The sequence below is a fragment of the Duganella aceris genome (genome assembly GCF_011090165.1).
Taxonomy (GTDB): Bacteria; Pseudomonadota; Gammaproteobacteria; order Burkholderiales; family Burkholderiaceae_D; genus Rugamonas; species Rugamonas aceris.
The window spans coordinates 217,548-234,424 of record NZ_JAADJT010000010.1; the positions used below are offsets into that span (position 1 = coordinate 217,548).

Here is a 16,877-nt window from a genome sequence, read left to right on the forward strand (position 1 = left end):
ATAAAGAGACGCCCACATGAATCAATCGCATCTACGTATCGCCGTCCTTGCCGCCGTCGCGGCCATGTTCCAGGCCATGCCCACGCAGGCGGCCGAAGCACCCGCCGCTGAAGCCGCCGCGCCGTCCGCCGCCGTCAATCCGAAAGCGGTCCTCGATGCCATGCAGCGCGTGGCCGACTGGCAGTTGGCCAATCCGAGCAAGCACCGCCCGGACGACTGGACCCAGGCGGTGGGCTACAACGGCATCATGGCGCTGGCGAACATCTCCGGCGACCGCAAGTACCGCGATGCGATGATCACGATGGGCGAGAAGAACGATTGGAAGCTGGGCCCCAACCACTACCACGCCGACGACCACATCGTCGGCCAGACCTACGCCGAGCTGTATCTGCAACTGCGCGAGAACAAGATGATCGCGCCGCTGCGCGCCAGCTTCGACGACATCCTGGCCAACCGCCGCAGCGGCACGCTGGAGTTCACGGTCAAGGGCAACCAGGACCGCTGGTCGTGGTGCGACGCGCTGTACATGGGTCCTCCGACCTGGCTGCGGCTGTGGGCCATCACCGGCGACCAGCGCTACATCGACTTCGCGGTCAGCGAATGGTGGGTCACCTCGGACTACCTGTACGACAAGGAAGAACACCTGTACTACCGTGATTCCAACGCCTTCAATAAGCGCGAAGCCAACGGCAAGAAGCTGTTCTGGGGACGCGGCAACGGCTGGGTGATGGGCGGCCTGGTGCGCATGCTGCAATACCTGCCGGCGAACCATCCGGCGCGGCCGCGCTTCGAGCAGCACTACAAGGAGATGGCGGCCAAGGTGCTGACGCTGCAGCAGACGGACGGTCTGTGGCGCGCCAGCCTGCTGGATCCGGCCAGCTATCCGATGAAGGAATCGAGCGGCTCGGCGTTGTACGCCTACGCCTTCGCCTGGGGCGTGAACCAGGGCCTGCTGGACGCCAAGACCTACAAGCCGGCCGTCACCAAGGCGTGGACCGCGCTGGTCGGCAACGTGCAGGCGGACGGCAAGCTGACCCACGTGCAGCCGATCGGCCTTGCGCCCAAGGTCTTCGACGACAATCTGACCGAGGTGTATGGCGTCGGCGGCTTCCTGCTGGCCGGCAGCGAGGTGTATCGCATGGCGGTGCTGGAGAAGGCGAAGCCGCAGGTGGTCAGCGTCGGCAACGAGACCAACGGCGTGCGCGGCGACGAGCTGGCCGAGGTCAAACTCGGCGCCGGCATCAACAAGCCGGTGGTGATGGATGCGAACACCTCGGCCATCATCAACTCTCAGGTGATCGGCACGCAGCTGCTGTTTCCGGTCAACCTGGCCGCCGGCGAAACGCACCGCTACCTGGTGCTGCCGGCCGAACGCCTGGCCGCAGTTCCACCGGCCGACGTCAAGACCCACGCACGCTTCGTGCCGGAGCGCCTGGACGATTTCGCGTGGGAGAGCGACCGCACCGCGCACCGCGTTTACGGCCCGGCCATCATCAAGGATCCAAAGGAACACCTGATCAGCAGCGGCGTCGACGTCTGGGTCAAGAAGGTGCGCACGCCGGTGGTCGACATCTGGTACAAGCGCGGCGAGTATCACCACGATATCGGCGAAGGCCTGGACTACTACGATGTAGGCCGCAGCCGCGGCTGCGGCGGCAGCACGATCTACGCCGACAACGCCTTGCACAACTCGTCCAACTTCCAGAGCTGGAAGGTGCTGGCCGACGGCCCGCTGCGCTCCGTGTTTGAACTCAGCTTCGGCAAATGGGACGCCGGCAGCGGCCGCACGGTCTCCGAAGTGAAGCGCTACTCGATCGACGCCGGCTCCAACATGACCCGCGTCGAATCGAAGTACACCAGCAGCGGCAAGGGTCCGTTGAATGTGGGCGTGGGCATCGTGCAGCGCGACGGCGACGGCAAGTACGCCACCGACGCCGCCGGCGGCTGGTCCGCCTACTGGGAACCGACGCACGGCGACGACGGCAACATCGGCTGCGGCGTGATCCTGCCGGCCGGCGCCAGCGGCTTCACGGTCGCCGACAAGCAGCAACTGACGCTCGGCACGGCGCAGCCGGGCAAGCCCTTCGTCTACTACTTCGGCGCCGGTTGGAGCAAGAGCGGCGACTTCGCCGACGGCGCGGCATGGGAAGCCTACGTCCGCGACTACGCGCAAAAGTTGAAAGCACCACTGAAAGTCAGCAGCAAGTAAGTCCGGAGCGCCGGTGGTCGCGACGACGCCGGCGATTTTTTCACCCTCGAATGGAAGCGTTCCCATCAACTAGTTTAACTGCATCACGCACTACCGAAAACACACAAATATAATCGGAGACAACCATGCAACCACGTACCACGCTGCGGCCCATCACGGCCGCCATCGCCCTGCTGTGCCTCGGCACTGCCCAAGCGCAGCAAGCCGCGCCCGCCGACAACGGCAAGCTCGAATCCGTCATCGTCACCGCCAACAAGCGCGCGCAGAACCTGCAGGATGTTCCAGCCTCGATCACCGTGCTGAACGACGCCGTGCTGCAACGCGCCAACGTGCGCGACCTGGAAGACATCCCGTCGCTGTCGCCGGCGCTGACGCTGTCCTACGGCACCCAGCCGGGCAACTTCAGCATCAATATGCGCGGCATCGGCACCTTCTCGCTGGGTATCGGCGTCGAAGCCGATGTGTCGGTGATCGTCGACGACATCCCGCAAGGCATGCAGGCCGGCGCCTTCAAGGATCTGGCCGACGTCGGCCGCATCGAGGTGCTGAAGGGCCCGCAGTCGACGCTGTTCGGCAAGAGCTCGATCGCCGGCGCGATCAACATCACCACCAAGCCGATCGGCGGCCCGATCAAGACCAACGTCACCAGCTACATCACCAACGACAACGAATGGCGCGCCGGTGTCAGCGTCGGCGGCGCGGTGTCGGACACGCTGCGCCTGCGCGTGGCCGCCAGCAAGACCAACTACGACGGCACCTTGAACGATTTGAGCACTGGCGGCAAGCTCAACGGCAGCAAGGGCGATAACATCAGCGGCAAGCTGGAGTGGCAACCGCTGGACCAGCTGACGCTGACCCTGACCCCGCACTACAACCGCACAGAGAAGTTCTGCTGCTCGACCGCGTATAGCTACATGTCGCCGGGCGGCATCTACCGCAACGCGCCGCAACTGCCGGCCTCGCTGGTCCTGGCCGGCATCAACATCGGCCCCGACAACCGCAGCGTGCGCAACGATTACCCGACCGGCGGCAAGTTCCACGACGCCGGCACCGGCATCAAGCTGGACTGGGCCTTCGACGAGACCAGTCCGCTGGCCGGCCACACGCTGACCTCGATCTCGTCCTACAGCAAGTACCACATGGACGACTACCAGGACAACGACAACACCGACATCGACATCCTGCCCTTCCTGACCTTGCCGAACGGCCAGCCGACCGGCATGCACGGCGGCCTGTTCCAGTACGGCTTCTTCGACGTCGCCTCGACCACGCAGGAATTCCGCCTGACCTCGCCGGACAAGGGCGCGGTGCGCTACGTCGCCGGCCTGTGGTACGGCAAGAACGCGCTGACCCGCGAGCTGACCAAGGCGCCGCTGATCGCCAACTACGGCACCGCCTACGGCGCCGACGCCTACAACACCAGCAAGGCCATCTACGGCCAGGGTTCGTGGGACTTCCTGCCGACCACCAGCCTGATCGTCGGCGCCCGCTACAACGACGAGGACACCGGCTACAACTTCCGTCGCTACACCGTCCCGCCGCAGGCGCACGCCACGACCGAGTTCTACAAGAAGGACGACAACGACAAGAGCGTCACCGGCAAGCTGGGCCTGGAGCACCGCCTCAACAAGGATGCGATGGTGTACGCGATGGCCTCGACCGGCCACAAGGGCGTGGCCTACGACCTGACGTCGGGCTTCACCGCCGCCACCGCCAAGCTGCCGGCGGTCAAGCCGGAAACGGCGCGCAGCTACGAGATCGGCCTGAAGCAAAGCCTGCTGGACAACCGCGCGATGTTCAGCCTGGCGCTGTTCCGCACCAACTTCCGCAACTTCCAGCAATCGGCCAGCTTCTTCGACGACGACGGCACCTACCGCACCGGCCTGAACAGTATCGGCGGCCTGCGCACGCAGGGCTTCGAAGCCGAGGGCAGCATCCGCGTCAGCCGCGAATTGCAGCTGAACGGCAGCTTCGCCTACACCGAGGCGACCATCCAATCGTTCGAGAACGGTCCGTGCTACAACGTGCTGAACGCGACCGGCACCGGCACCATCCCGGGACCGGGCTGCGCCATCAGTCCGAAGTACAACAACACCAACGTGCAGAACCTGGCCGGCAAGACGCTGCCGAACGCGCCCAAGGTCAAGGTCAACCTGGGCGGGCAGTATGACCTGGTGTTGCCGTCGCAAAGCTTCAACGGCTTCATCGCCGGCTCGACGCGCTACCAGAGCCGCACCCAGTTCTCGCTGAGCCAGGATCCGATGACGATCCAGGGCGCCTATAGCATCACCAACCTGAGCTTCGGCGTCAAGGACAAGCAGGACCGCTACAAGGTGACGCTGCTGGTGAACAACCTGTTCGACAAGCGCTACGCGTCCGGCCTGAACAACGGCTACGCCAACAGCAACTGGAGCAGCAAGGCGCCGAACACGCCGCTGGTGGTCAACACCACCGAATGGCTGCCGCCGCGCGACTTCCAGCGCTACTTCGGCGCCCGCCTCGACATGACGTTCTAAACCTCCCCTTCGGTGTCAGTGCCGACATTCGGACATTCACGAACTTCCGGACGCCGGGAAGTTCCGCCGATGTCCGAATGTCGGCACTGACACCGAAAACCCCGTTACGCTTGAGTTAGATTCAGGAATCGGCGTCCCCGGCGTGGTAAGCTTCGACCCCGGCGGGCACTAAGTCTTGTCATTCCCACAAACTTCCTCGCGTAAATACTTAATTTATGGATATTGTTCTCGCACTGAAGGCCCTCATCATGGGGCTGGTAGAAGGTTTCACGGAATTTCTGCCGATTTCCTCCACCGGCCACCTGATCCTGACCGAGCATCTGCTGGGTTTCCAGGGCATGGAAGAACAAATCAATGTATTCGAGATCGTGATCCAGGCCGGCGCCATCCTCGCCGTCTGCTGGGAATTCCGCGCCCGCATCGCCATCGTGTTGAACGGCCTGTTCAGCGACAGCCGGCAACAACGCTTCGCGCTCAACGTCGTGATCGCCTTCCTGCCGCTGGCGGTGCTGGGCATGTTGTTCGGCAAGGTGCTGAAGGAATACCTGTTCAAACCGGTGCCGGTGGCGCTAGCCTTCATCATCGGCGGCATCATCATCCTGATCGTCGAACGCCGCGCCGCCGCCAATCCGGTCACGGTGCGGGTGCACGCGATCGAGGACATGACGCCGATGGATGCGCTGAAGATGGGCATCGCCCAGGCCTTCGCGCTGATCCCCGGCACCAGCCGCTCCGGCTCCACCATCATCGGCGGCATGATGTTCGGCCTGTCGCGCAAGGTGGCGACCGAGTTTTCCTTCTTCCTGGCGATCCCGACGCTGCTGGGCGCCACCGCGTACTCGCTGTTCAAGGCGCGCGACGTGTTGTCGGTTTCCGACCTGCCGATGTTCGGCATCGGCACCGTGGCCGCCTTCATCTCCGCCTTCCTGTGCGTGCGCTGGCTGCTGCGTTATATCAGTTCGCACACGTTCACCGTGTTCGCGTGGTACCGTATCGCCTTCGGTCTGCTGGTGCTGATCACCGGCTACCTGGACTTGATCGTCTGGGTGGACTAACACCTTTGTTGTAGAAGTAGAAAAATGGATCATCAGGAAAATCAGGAACGCGCCCTTCATCTGCTGCAAACCGTGTTCGGCTACCCAGTCTTTCGCGGCCAACAGGCGGAGATCGTCGGCCATGTGAGCAATGGCGGCGACGCGCTGGTCCTGATGCCTACCGGCGGCGGCAAGTCGCTGTGCTATCAGATTCCCGCGCTGGTGCGCGACGGCGTCGGCGTGGTGGTTTCGCCGCTGATCGCGCTGATGCAGGACCAGGTGGATGCGCTGGCCGAAGTCGGCGTGCGCGCCGCCTTCCTCAACTCCACTCAGACCTACGAGGAAGCCCAGCGCATCGAGCGTCTGGTGCGCACCGGCGAGATCGACCTGGTCTACGTCGCGCCCGAGCGGCTGATGACGGAGCGCTGCCTGAATTTGTTCCAGGCGTCGAAGATCGCGCTGTTCGCCATCGACGAGGCACATTGCGTGTCGCAATGGGGCCACGATTTCCGTCCGGAGTACATCAAGCTGTCGGTGCTGCACGAGCAGTTCCCGAACGTGCCGCGCATCGCGCTGACCGCGACCGCCGATCCGCAGACGCGCGCCGAAATCGTCCACCGCCTGAAGCTGGAAGACGCGGCGCAATTCGTGTCCTCGTTCGACCGTCCGAACATCCGCTACCAGATCGTCGAGAAGGCCAACGGCCGCAAGCAGCTGCTGGACTTCATCACCACCGAGCATGGCGGCGACTGCGGCATCGTCTACTGCCTGTCGCGCAAGAAGGTCGAGGAGACCGCCGAGTTCCTGAACGAGAACGGCATCCGCGCCATGGCCTACCACGCCGGCATGGACCACGCCAAGCGCGCGGCCAACCAGGCGCGCTTCCTGCGCGAAGAGAACATCGTCATGTGCGCCACCATCGCCTTCGGCATGGGCATCGACAAGCCGAATGTGCGCTTCGTCTGTCACCTGGATCTGCCGAAGAGCATCGAGGGCTACTACCAGGAGACCGGCCGCGCCGGCCGCGACGGCGATCCTTCCAGCGCCTGGATGGCCTACGGCCTGCAGGACGTGGTGCTGCAACGGCGCATGATCGACGAGTCCGAAGCCGACGAGACCTTCAAGCGGGTGCTGGGCAACAAGCTCGATGCGATGCTGGGCTTGTGCGAGACGCTCAGCTGCCGGCGCGTGCGCCTTCTCGACTACTTCGGTGAAGCCTCCGGCCCTTGCGGCAATTGCGACACCTGCCTGATTCCGCCGGTGTCCTTCGACGGCACGGTGCCGGTGCAGAAGCTGCTGTCGGCGGTGTACCGCGTCGACCAGCGCTTCGCCGCCGGTCATGTGATCGAAGTGCTGCGCGGCGTCGAGACGGAGCGCATCAAGACCTGGCACCACGATTCGCTGTCGGTGTTCGGCATCGGCGCCGACCGCAGCGAGCAGGAATGGCGCGCCATCCTGCGCCAGGTGATCGCGCTTGGCCTGGTAACGGTCGATCATGAACAATACAGCTCGCTGAAGCTGACCGACGCGGCGCGCCCGGTGCTCAAGGGCGGGCAGAAGGTGCAACTGCGCCAGTACCAGAAGCCGGTCAAGCAGAAGGCGCCGAGCAAGGCCTCGAAAGGCTATGTCGAGAGCGACCTGTCGTCGCGCGAGCAAGCCATCTTCGACAAGCTGCGCTGGTGGCGCGTGGAGACGGCGCGGGCGCACGATGTCGCGGCCTACATCATCTTCAACGACGCCACGCTGCGCGAGATCGCCAAGGCGCGTCCGACCACGCTGGCCGACCTGCGCGGCATCTCCGGTGTCGGCGAGAAAAAGCTGGCGTCGTACGGCGACGAGATCGTCGCCATGATCAGCGAGATGGATTAAGCGATGCAGCCGGCCGCCATCTTCAACCGCTCGCTGGCGCAGTTGCGCGGCATGCTGGAGAAGATCGCGGCCGACGGCCCGGCGGCGCTGGGCGCCCGCCTGCATGAGGACATGCTGCCGTTGGCGTCGCAGGTACGCGCCACCGCCAACTTCGCGCTGCGCGGCTGCTGCCCGCTGGCCGGCCTGCCGCCGATCAGCTTCGAACGCGACGAGGTGTCATACGCCGCGCTGACGGCACAGATCGACGATACCATCCGCTATCTCGCCGCGATCCCGCCGTCGCAGTTCGACGGCGACGCCGCCCGCATCTGCCACGACCGCGCCGGCTTCGCCGACATCGCGCTGCCGGCCGACGAATACCTGAACCTCTACATTCTGCCCAACTTCTACTTCCACTTCAGCATGGCCTACGCGATCGCGCGCAGCCACGGCGCGCGCATCGGCAAGGGCGACTTCGATGGCTATCACCTGTACACGCCGGGCTTCTCGTTCGAAAAAAACTAAGCGGTGACGATGCTGCGGTAGCGGCTCGGCGGCGCGCCGACGCTGTCGCGGAAGCGGTGGCTGAAGTGGCTCAGGTCCGCGTAGCCGCAGGCATCGGCGATCTGCTGCAAGGGCTGGTCGCTGGTCTTCAGCAGCAGGCGCGCATGCTCGATCCGGCGCGCCGCGATCCACGCCGACGGCGGCATGCCGAACGAAATCCGGAACATCCGCGCCAGATGGAACTCCGACATATTCGCCAGCTGCGCCAGCATGCCCAGCGAGATATTCAGCGCCAGGTTGGCTTCGATGTAGTCGGCCAGCCGGCGCCGCACCGCCGGCGCCAGGCCGCCGCGCACGCGCGGCTGATGCTGCGGCATCGATTGCGCATGCAGCAGATGACTCAGCGCCTCGTGCGTCGCCTCGTTGGCGCGCAGCAGCGCGTCCGGGCCTTCCCACGACATCGCCGCCAGCGACGCGCATAGCTGGCCGATGCGCTCATGCTCGAAGTAGGTGCGGTCGGCCAGCGTCAGCTCGCGCGGCTCGCGGTCCAGCTCCACCACGGCGCGGCGCGTGAAGTGCTCCGGCAGGAAGTAGATGTGCATGAAGTGCATATGCCCGCGCACCGTCCAGCTGGACTCGTGCCAGTCGGGCAGCGTGCAAAGCCGCTTCGGCGCGCCGTACAGGCCGGGGAGATCGCTGCGCTCGGTGCGGTAGCCGCCGTCCATGTAATAGGACAGCGTGTGGTGGCCCGGCTTGTCGTAGCTGGTCTCGGCGATCGGCGTGTCGCGGCACCAGATCGCCACCGCCAGGTCGTCGCCCAGCCAGGCGAAACGCTCCAGTTTCGCTTCGGTCTCCGACATCGTCTTGAACACCGAATGCGAAATCCCGCCTGCCGATGCGGGCGAAGGGTAGATCGGGTCGGCGGGAGGACGGGCTGGCATGATGGATAAAGTCTAGCACGGAGCGGCCCGGCCCCGCCGGCGCCGGCCGCAAATGCGCAATCCCAGACAAGCGGCAGTGGCGCCGGCGCGGCATGCTGGGCACATGAATATTTTCCTCTACCTCCTGACGGTCCTGATCTGGGGCACCACCTGGATCGCGATCACCTTCCAACTCGGCACCGTGCCGGCGCCGGTGTCGATCGCCTACCGCTTCTGGCTGGCCGCCGCCGTACTGATGGCCTTCCTGCTCATCACCCGCAAGCCGTGGTGGCCGCCGCGCCAGGCCTGGCCCTATCTGTTCGCGCAGGGGATCGCGCTGTTCTGCCTGAACTTCCTGTGCTTCTACTACGCCAGCCAATGGGTCACCAGCGGGCTGGAGGCGGTGGTGTTCTCCACCGCGCCACTGTGGAACGCCATCAACGGCCGCATCTTCCTCGGCCGCCCGATCCGCCGCCAGGTGATGATGGGCGCCCTGCTCGGCCTGGGCGGCATCGTGCTGCTGTTCGCGCCGCAAATGGCCGGCCACTGGCACGACAGCAAAGTGCTGATGGGCCTCGCGCTGACACTGGGCGGCACGCTGTGCTTCTCGTGCGGGAACCTGCTCTCCAGCCGCATGCAGGGCATGGGCCTGACGCCGTGGTTGACCAACACCTGGGCCATGCTGATCGGCTCCACCACGCTGGGCGTGGCGGCGCTGGCGATGGGCATGCCGTTCGCGCTCGATCCGTCGCCGCGCTACCTCGGCGCCCTGCTCTACCTGGCGATTCCCGGCTCGGTGATCGGCTTCACCGCCTATTTGCTGCTGGTCGGCCGCATCGGACCGGACCGCGCGGCCTATTCCACGGTATTATTCCCCATCGTGGCATTGACCATATCGACCATTTACGAAGGCTACCATTGGACGCCGCTGGCGCTGGGCGGGCTGGCGCTGGTGCTGGCGGGGAACCTGCTGGCGTTCCTGCAGCCGGCGCCGCGCGCCAAGGCGGTGGGAGCCACCTAACCAGGGGAACGCATGAGCGGCAAGGCCTGTATCGCAGCACTGATCATGATGGCGGCGGCATCGGCCCACGGCGCGCCGGCGCCGGCCGACACCATCTACCGCAACGGCTACGTCTACACGGTGGACGCCACGGACAGCGTGCAGCAGGCGCTGGCGGTGCGCAAGGGCCGCATCGTCTACGTCGGCGACAACGCCGGTGCCGCCAGGCTGGCCGGCAAGGCCACCAAAGTCATCGACCTGCAAGGCCGCATGCTGATGCCCGGCCTGGTCGACGGCCATATGCATCCGCAATCCGGCGGCAGCCGCCTGCTCAATTGCAGCCTCGATTACCAGAACCTCACCGTGCCGCAGTTCCAGGCGCGTATCCAGGCCTGTATCGACAAGGACACCAGATCCGGCGCCGAGCGCTGGCTGGTGGTGGTTAACTGGTTCCAGCAAGGGATGCTGCCGGACGGCGTGGAAACCACCGCCGCCACGCTCGACGCGCTGAAGACCGATCGTCCGATCATCGTGCGCTCGTCCTTCGGCCACTCCGCGCTGCTCAACAGCAAAGGCATCCACACCGCGAAAATCATGCGCGACACGCCCGATCCGGCCGGCGGCAAGATCGTCCGCGACACCAAGGGCGATGCCACCGGCCTGCTGGAGGACGCCGCGCAGGACATGGCGATGAACCTGCTGCCGCCGCTGACGGTGGCGGAGAACCTGGCCGCGTCCAAGGCGGCGCTGGCGGCGATGCGCAAGCAAGGCATCACCAGCTTCCTCGACGCCTACACCGATCCCGAAACCATGACCGCCTTCACCGACCTGCAAAAACAGGGCAAGCTGACCGCGCGCGCGCACTTCGCGGTGCTGATCGACCTGGATAAAGGCGCCACGCCGCAAAGCGCGGTGGCCGAGCTGCTGAAGCAGCAGAAGCAGTTCGACCAGGGTCCGACCAGGGTCGCGCCGTCGATGCAGGTGCGCCACGCCAAATTGTTCATGGACGGCGTGATCTCCGCGCCGGCCTTCACCGGCGCCATGCTGGAGCCCTACCTGGTCAACAAGGGCACGGCCGAGAAGCCGGACTGGCGTCATGGCGACAGCACCGGCCCGGCCAGCTATTTCACCCAGGCCTCGCTGAAAACCACGCTGACCGAACTGGCCAAGGCCCGCATCGATCCGCACATCCACGTCGACGGCGACCGCGCGGTGCGCGAGTCGCTGGACGTGATCGAGCAGCTGCGCGCCACGCCGGCCGGCAAGGCCATGCGGCCGGCGCTGGCGCATGATGAAATCGTTGACCCGGCCGACTACCCGCGCTTCGCCAAACTGGATGTGACGCCGGTGCTGTCGTTCCAGTGGGGGAAGCCGGCGCCCGACACGGTCGGCGCGCTGAAGGACTACATGGGCCCCGCGCGCTACGCGCTGGTCGAGCCGCACGTGCAGCTGCTGGACGCCGGCGCGCGCATCGCCTACGGCAGCGATTGGCCGGTCGATCCGCTGGACGAATGGTTCGCGCTCAAGGTCGGCGTGACCCGCACCGCCGCGCCGGACGCCGGCAAGGAATACGCCGGCCGCCTGGGCAGCCAGCCCGGCATGCCGCGCGCCGCCGCGCTGCGCGCCATCACCCTCAACGCCGCCTACACACTGCGCCAGGAAGCGTCGACAGGATCGCTGGAGGTGGGCAAGCTGGCCGACATGATCGTCCTGGACCGGAACTTCTTCACCATCCCGGACGAGGACATCGCCAACATCAAGGTGCTGCAAACCGTCGTGGGTGGCAAAATTGTCTATCAGGCCGAGGGCATGCGTTAAGATGGCGGCCTTTATCCGAATACCCGAACAATGCAAATCCTCCTCACCCTGCTGATTATCGCCGTCACCGGCCTGGTGATCTACGCGATCATCAAGACCAATCCGGCCAAGCCGATGCAGCTGCCGCCGATGCCGGCCACGCCGTACGAGCCCAAGCTGCCGCAAGGCGCGCCGGCGCGGCACTTGTCGGACGGCGGCCGCTTCCTGGTCGAAGTGGTTAACGAGTCGCGCTACCAGGGCACGCTGAGGGAACTGGCCGGCGCGCACGGCGACCAGGCCGCCGCCGCGCCCTACCTGGCGACGCTGGTGCCGGACGATCTGAATCCCTATGAAAGCGCCGCCGTCGCGGTGTTCCTCGACGGCCGCATGGCCGGCTACCTGTCGCAAAAGGCCGCGATCAAGTTCCGCGAGAACCTGAAGCGCGACGAGCTCGAAGGCCACGTCACCACCTGCGACGCGCAGGTGCGCGGCGGCGGCCTGTGGCAAGGCAAACGTCTGGCCTACATCGTCGCGCTGGACATGGAAGTACTGGAAAAATAATGAAAGCCCTGGGCGCCCTGATCTTCGCGGCTGGAAGCGCGTTCGCCGCCGAACCGCCGCTGGTCCTGCACTTCAACGACCGCCCGCCGCTGCACTACCTCACGCCGCAAGGCGAATTGACCGGCTTTGTCGCCAGGCCGGCGATGGCGGCGCTGAGCGCCGCCGGCATTCCGTATGTGATCCGGACCACGCCGGCCAAGCGCCAGTTGGCGCTGCTGAAGGCGAACCTGGAAGCGGGCTGCATGTTGAGCTGGTTGAAGGCGCCCGGCCGCGAGCGCACCGGTAAGTTCACCGACGTGGTGTATCAGGACAAGCGGCCGTTCGCGCTGACCTGGGCCGGCAACAAGAGCATGGAGAACGAAGAGCCGCTGAAGGACTCGGTCTCCAATCCGCGCCTGCGGCTGCTGGTGAAAGACGGATTTTCCTACGGCCCGCAGATCGACCGCGCGCTGGCGCGCTACAAGGCCCAGCCCAGCACCACCACCGGCGAGGCGGGGCAGATGTTGGAGATGCTGTATCGCCGCCGCGCGGACTACTTCTTCATCACCGAAGAGGAAATGGACACGGTGCTCAAGTCGTCCGGCTACCCGGCCAGCGCCTTCAAGCGCATCTACTTTTCCGACGTGTCCAAGGGCTACGACCGCCACCTGTGGTGCACGATGTCGGTGCCGGACGATGTGATCAAGCGCTTCAACAGCGCCCTCGCCAAACAGCGTAAATAATTACTTCCTGGTGAATACCAGGTCCCACACGCCGTGCCCCAGCTTCAGGCCGCGGTTTTCAAACTTGGTCAGCGGACGATAGGCAGGCTGCGGCGCGTAGCCGTCGGCGGTGTTCTGCAAGCCCTCTTCCGCGCCCAACACTTCCAGCATCTGCACCGCGTAGTCCTCCCAATCGGTGGCGCAATGCAGGTAGCCGCCCACGGCCAGCTTTTGCACCAGCAGCTTGACGAACGGCGCCTGGATCAGGCGGCGCTTGTTGTGGCGCGCCTTGTGCCACGGGTCCGGGAAGTAGATATGCACGCCGTGCAGCGAGCCGTCTGGGATCATCTGGTTCAGCACTTCGACCGCGTCGTGCTGGATCGCCTTCAGATTGGTCAGGCCCTGTTCCTCGATCAGCTTGAGCAGGCTGCCCACGCCCGGCGTGTGCACTTCGACGCCGATGAAGTCCTTCTCCGGCATCACGCCGGCGATGTGCGCGGTGGTGCCGCCCATGCCGAAGCCGATCTCCAGCACCACCGGCGCCTTGCGGCCGAAGGTCTCTTCATAATTCAGCGGCGCCTTGGCGTAGCCGATCATGAACTTCGGGCTCAGTTCCTCCAGCGCGCGCGCCTGCGCGGTGGACAGGCGGCCGGCGCGCGTGACGAAGCTGCGGATGCGGTGTTCGGTCGGGTCGTACAGCATCGGCCGCGCCGGGCTGTCTTTTGGGGTATCGGAAGACATGGGGAAGAAGAGTCGGTAAACAATGAGGCAGCATTATATCAGTCCTCGAATCGCCTCCCGGGGCGCAAAAACCCTGGCGCCGCCAAATTCATTGACACTCACATTGAGTTGAGGTCTAATCGTACCATGAGGCGTGAAATCGTTTTCAAACGTCACGGCGTCCTCCTCCGCACCTGTTAATCCCTATCAAAACGATAAAACAATGACCGATTTCACGCAATTCCCCTCCTCTTTCACCTGGGGCGTCGCCACCAGCGCCTTCCAGATTGAAGGCGGCGCCAGCGCCGACGGCAAAGGCCCGTCGATCTGGGACACTTTCAGCCACACCCCGGGCAAGGTCATCGACGGCAGCAACGGCGACATCGCCTGCGACCACTACCACCGCTATCCGGAAGACGTGTCCATCATGTCCGGCCTGGGCGTGGACGCCTACCGCTTCTCGATGGCGTGGGCGCGTGTGCAGCCGCAGGGCAAAGGCGCGTGGAACGAAGCCGGCTTCGCCTTCTACGACCGTCTGTTGACCGAACTAGAAAGCAAGGGCATCGCCGCCCACGTCACGCTGTACCACTGGGACCTGCCGCAAGGCTTGCAGGACGAAGGCGGCTGGCTGAATCGCGACACCGCCTACCACTTCGCCGAATACGCGGCCGAAGTGGCGCGCCGCTTCGGCAATCGCCTGAAAACGATTGCGACGCACAACGAGCCGTGGTGCACGGCCAACCTCGGCTACGGCAACGCGCAGTTCGCGCCCGGCGTCGCGGACCTGAAGCAATCGATCCAGGTATCGCACCATCTGGTGCTGTCGCACGGCCTGGCGATGAGCGCGATGCGCAAGGTCGGCAGCTCGGCGCAACTGGGCATCGTGTTGAATCAATGGACCGCTGATCCGGCCACCGACAGCGCGGCCGACATCGCCGCCGCCGAATTCGAATATTCGCGCTCGGTCGAGTGGTTCATGGATCCCATCTTCAAGGGCAAATATCCGGAACTGGCGCTCAAGGTCCACGGCGACAACGCGCCGGAGGTACAGGACGGCGACCTGGCGATCGCGCACCAGAAGATCGACTTCCTGGGCGTGAACTACTACTTCCGCGCCTTCTGCAGCACCGAGACCCCGCCGCGCCAGCCCGAGTGCAAACTGGGCAAGACCGACATGGGCTGGGAGATCTTCCCGGACGGCCTGACCGAACTGCTGCTGAAACTGCACGCCGCCTACGAACTGCCGCCGATCTACATCACCGAAAACGGCATGGCCAATCCGGACACCATCGTCAACGGCGAGATCCCGGACGAAGCGCGCATCGACTTCGTGCAGCGTCACCTGAAGGCGCTGAACGACGCGCGCCTGCAGGGCGTGAACATCCAGGGCTACTTCCTCTGGAGCCTGCTGGACAACTTCGAATGGAACTCGGGCTACGCCAAGCGCTTCGGCATCGTCCACGTCGACTATGCAACGCAGAAGCGCACGCTGAAGCACAGCGCGCTGTGGTACAAGGACTATCTGGTTCAACAGCGTCCGCAGCGCACCGCGCACGCCGCCTGAACCACGCAACTGTAGTGCGACCGCCGGCCCTTGCGCCGGCGGCTGCCATTTGAATATTGGCCGCAGAGCCAAATGCTACACTCCACAGAGAACAACGAGGACGACACCATGACCGCACCATCCGCCATGCCGCAAGAGCAGCAGGCCGCACCATCTCCATCCGCTTCCTCGCAGTCGCCGTCGCTGTTCCGCGCCATGTTCGCGCGCGGCACACCGATGCTGTGGGTCCCGAGCGGCTACTTCGCGATGGCGCTGACCTACATGATGCTGACCAGCGTCACGTCGATCATGTTCAAGAACCTCGGCATGGACAACGGCCAGGCGGCGCAATACGCCAGCTACCTGATCCTCGCCTACACCATCAAGCCGCTGTTCGCGCCCTTCGTTGAAATGTACCGCACCAAGAAGTTCTTCGTGCTGTGCGCGCAGCTGATCATCGGCGTCGGCTTCGCCGGGGTCGCGCTGGCGATGTCGCTGCCGGACTACATGGTGATCATGGTGTTCCTGTTCGGGATCCTGTCGCTGGTCGGTGCCACGCAGGACATCGCCTCGGACGGGGTCTATGTCACCTCGCTGGACTCGAAGACGCAATCGCTGTTCTGCGGCATCCAGAGCCTGAGCTGGAACATCGGTCCCATCGTCGCCTCGGGCGGCATGGTGTACCTGAGCGGCTGGCTGCACACGCACTACTTCCACCACCAGGCCGGCGTGTTCGGACCGGAATGGATCGAATCGTGGCGCATCATCTTCTTCATCGTCGCCGCGATCACCATCGTCGCCGCGCTGTGGCATATGCGCGTGATGCCGGACGGCGCCAAGGCCGAAAACGCCCCGACCTCGGTGGCCGAAGCGGCCTTCATCCTCAAGGACTCCTTCGCCACCTTCTTCCAGAAGCGCGACGTGTGGCTGATGGTGGCGTTCGCGTTCGTGTTCCGCCTGAGTATCGGGCTGCTGGAAAAGATCGGACCGTTCTTCATGGTCGACCCGGTGGCGCAAGGCGGGCTGGGATTGTCGAACGAGATGCTGGGCCTGATCTACGGCACCTACGGCCTGATCGCGGTGCTGCTTGGATCGCTGCTGGGCGGGATCTTCGTCGCGCGGCGCGGGTTGCCGGCGACCCTGTTCGTGCTGTGCTGCGCGGTCAACATCCCCAACGTCACCTTCCTGCTGATGAGCATCTACCAACCGGACAGCCTGCTGGTCATCAGCGCCGGTGTCGCGGTCGAAAAGTTCTTCTTCGGCTTCGGCTCGGTGGGTTTCATGATCTACCTGATGCAGCAACTGGCGCCGGGCAAATACACCACCACCCACTACGCCTTCGGCACCGGCCTGATGGGCTTATGCATGATGGTGACGGGCGTGGTCAGCGGCCACCTGCAGCAAGCCCTGGGCTACGTCCACTACTTCTGGCTGGTGATGGCCGCAACCATCCCCTCCTTCCTCGTCACCTGGTTCGCCCCGTTCCACCACAAGGACTAACCCCGCCCCCCGGTGTCAGTGCCG

The 16,877-nt window shown here is 64.9% G+C and carries 13 protein-coding genes; 11 read left to right on the forward strand and 2 right to left on the reverse strand.

The features are described 5' to 3' along the window. Window positions 1–16 precede the first annotated feature (16 nt). From GW587_RS21945 to GW587_RS21965, 5 genes are all read left to right on the forward strand, one after another. Window positions 17–2,209, forward strand: a complete 2,193-nt coding sequence (locus tag GW587_RS21945) for a glycoside hydrolase family 88 protein (protein WP_166106736.1) — start codon at window positions 17–19, stop codon at window positions 2,207–2,209. Window positions 2,210–2,334: 125 nt separating this feature from the next. Beyond that, complete coding sequence (locus tag GW587_RS21950; protein ID WP_166106737.1) at window positions 2,335–4,725, forward strand: TonB-dependent receptor; 2,391 nt, start codon at window positions 2,335–2,337, stop codon at window positions 4,723–4,725. 215 nt (window positions 4,726–4,940) lie between these two features. Beyond that, the gene (locus GW587_RS21955; RefSeq protein ID WP_166106738.1) at window positions 4,941–5,780 is read left to right on the forward strand and encodes an undecaprenyl-diphosphate phosphatase; all 840 of its coding nucleotides are present in this window, start codon (window positions 4,941–4,943) and stop codon (window positions 5,778–5,780) included. Window positions 5,781–5,804: 24 nt separating this feature from the next. Further along, window positions 5,805–7,628 (forward strand): DNA helicase RecQ, encoded by a 1,824-nt coding sequence (gene recQ / locus GW587_RS21960; protein WP_166106739.1) that lies wholly within the window; start codon window positions 5,805–5,807, stop codon window positions 7,626–7,628. 3 nt (window positions 7,629–7,631) lie between these two features. After that, complete coding sequence (locus GW587_RS21965) at window positions 7,632–8,132, forward strand: DUF1993 family protein (RefSeq protein ID WP_166106740.1); 501 nt, start codon at window positions 7,632–7,634, stop codon at window positions 8,130–8,132. Here GW587_RS21965 and GW587_RS21970 read toward each other — a convergent pair. Beyond that, window positions 8,129–9,052 carry a helix-turn-helix domain-containing protein gene (locus GW587_RS21970; RefSeq protein ID WP_166106741.1) on the reverse strand — a complete coding sequence of 308 codons (924 nt, stop codon included), beginning with the start codon at window positions 9,050–9,052 and terminating at the stop codon, window positions 8,129–8,131. The two genes, GW587_RS21965 and GW587_RS21970, sit on opposite strands and share 4 nt — an antisense overlap. Before the next feature lie 103 nt (window positions 9,053–9,155). Between GW587_RS21970 and GW587_RS21975 the strand changes: the two genes are divergently transcribed. From GW587_RS21975 to GW587_RS21990, 4 genes are read left to right on the forward strand one after another with little or no spacing between them, the layout of a single operon-like run. Next, a complete protein-coding gene (locus GW587_RS21975; protein WP_166106742.1) occupies window positions 9,156–10,052 on the forward strand; it encodes a DMT family transporter in 897 nt (298 codons plus the stop codon). 12 nt (window positions 10,053–10,064) lie between these two features. Continuing rightward, entirely contained in the window at window positions 10,065–11,849 is a 1,785-nt protein-coding gene (locus tag GW587_RS21980) for an amidohydrolase (RefSeq protein WP_166106743.1), read from the forward strand. Window positions 11,850–11,879: 30 nt separating this feature from the next. Next, window positions 11,880–12,389 (forward strand): hypothetical protein, encoded by a 510-nt coding sequence (locus GW587_RS21985; protein WP_166106744.1) that lies wholly within the window; start codon window positions 11,880–11,882, stop codon window positions 12,387–12,389. Continuing rightward, entirely contained in the window at window positions 12,389–13,111 is a 723-nt protein-coding gene (locus GW587_RS21990; protein ID WP_166106745.1) for a transporter substrate-binding domain-containing protein, read from the forward strand. Before GW587_RS21985 ends, GW587_RS21990 begins: the two co-directional genes overlap by 1 nt. On the opposite strand, the gene trmB is transcribed toward GW587_RS21990, so the two are convergent. Further along, window positions 13,112–13,792: a tRNA (guanosine(46)-N7)-methyltransferase TrmB gene (gene trmB / locus GW587_RS21995; protein WP_166106831.1), complete on the reverse strand. Its 681-nt coding sequence runs from the start codon at window positions 13,790–13,792 to the stop codon at window positions 13,112–13,114. It abuts the gene before it with no gap. Between the two features lie 241 nt (window positions 13,793–14,033). Here trmB and GW587_RS22000 point away from each other — a divergent pair, with 241 nt between their 5' ends. Continuing rightward, entirely contained in the window at window positions 14,034–15,374 is a 1,341-nt protein-coding gene (locus GW587_RS22000) for a GH1 family beta-glucosidase (protein ID WP_166106746.1), read from the forward strand. A 72-nt stretch (window positions 15,375–15,446) separates the two neighbouring features. Further along, complete coding sequence (locus GW587_RS22005) at window positions 15,447–16,853, forward strand: MFS transporter (protein WP_371875635.1); 1,407 nt, start codon at window positions 15,447–15,449, stop codon at window positions 16,851–16,853. Window positions 16,854–16,877 lie beyond the last annotated feature (24 nt).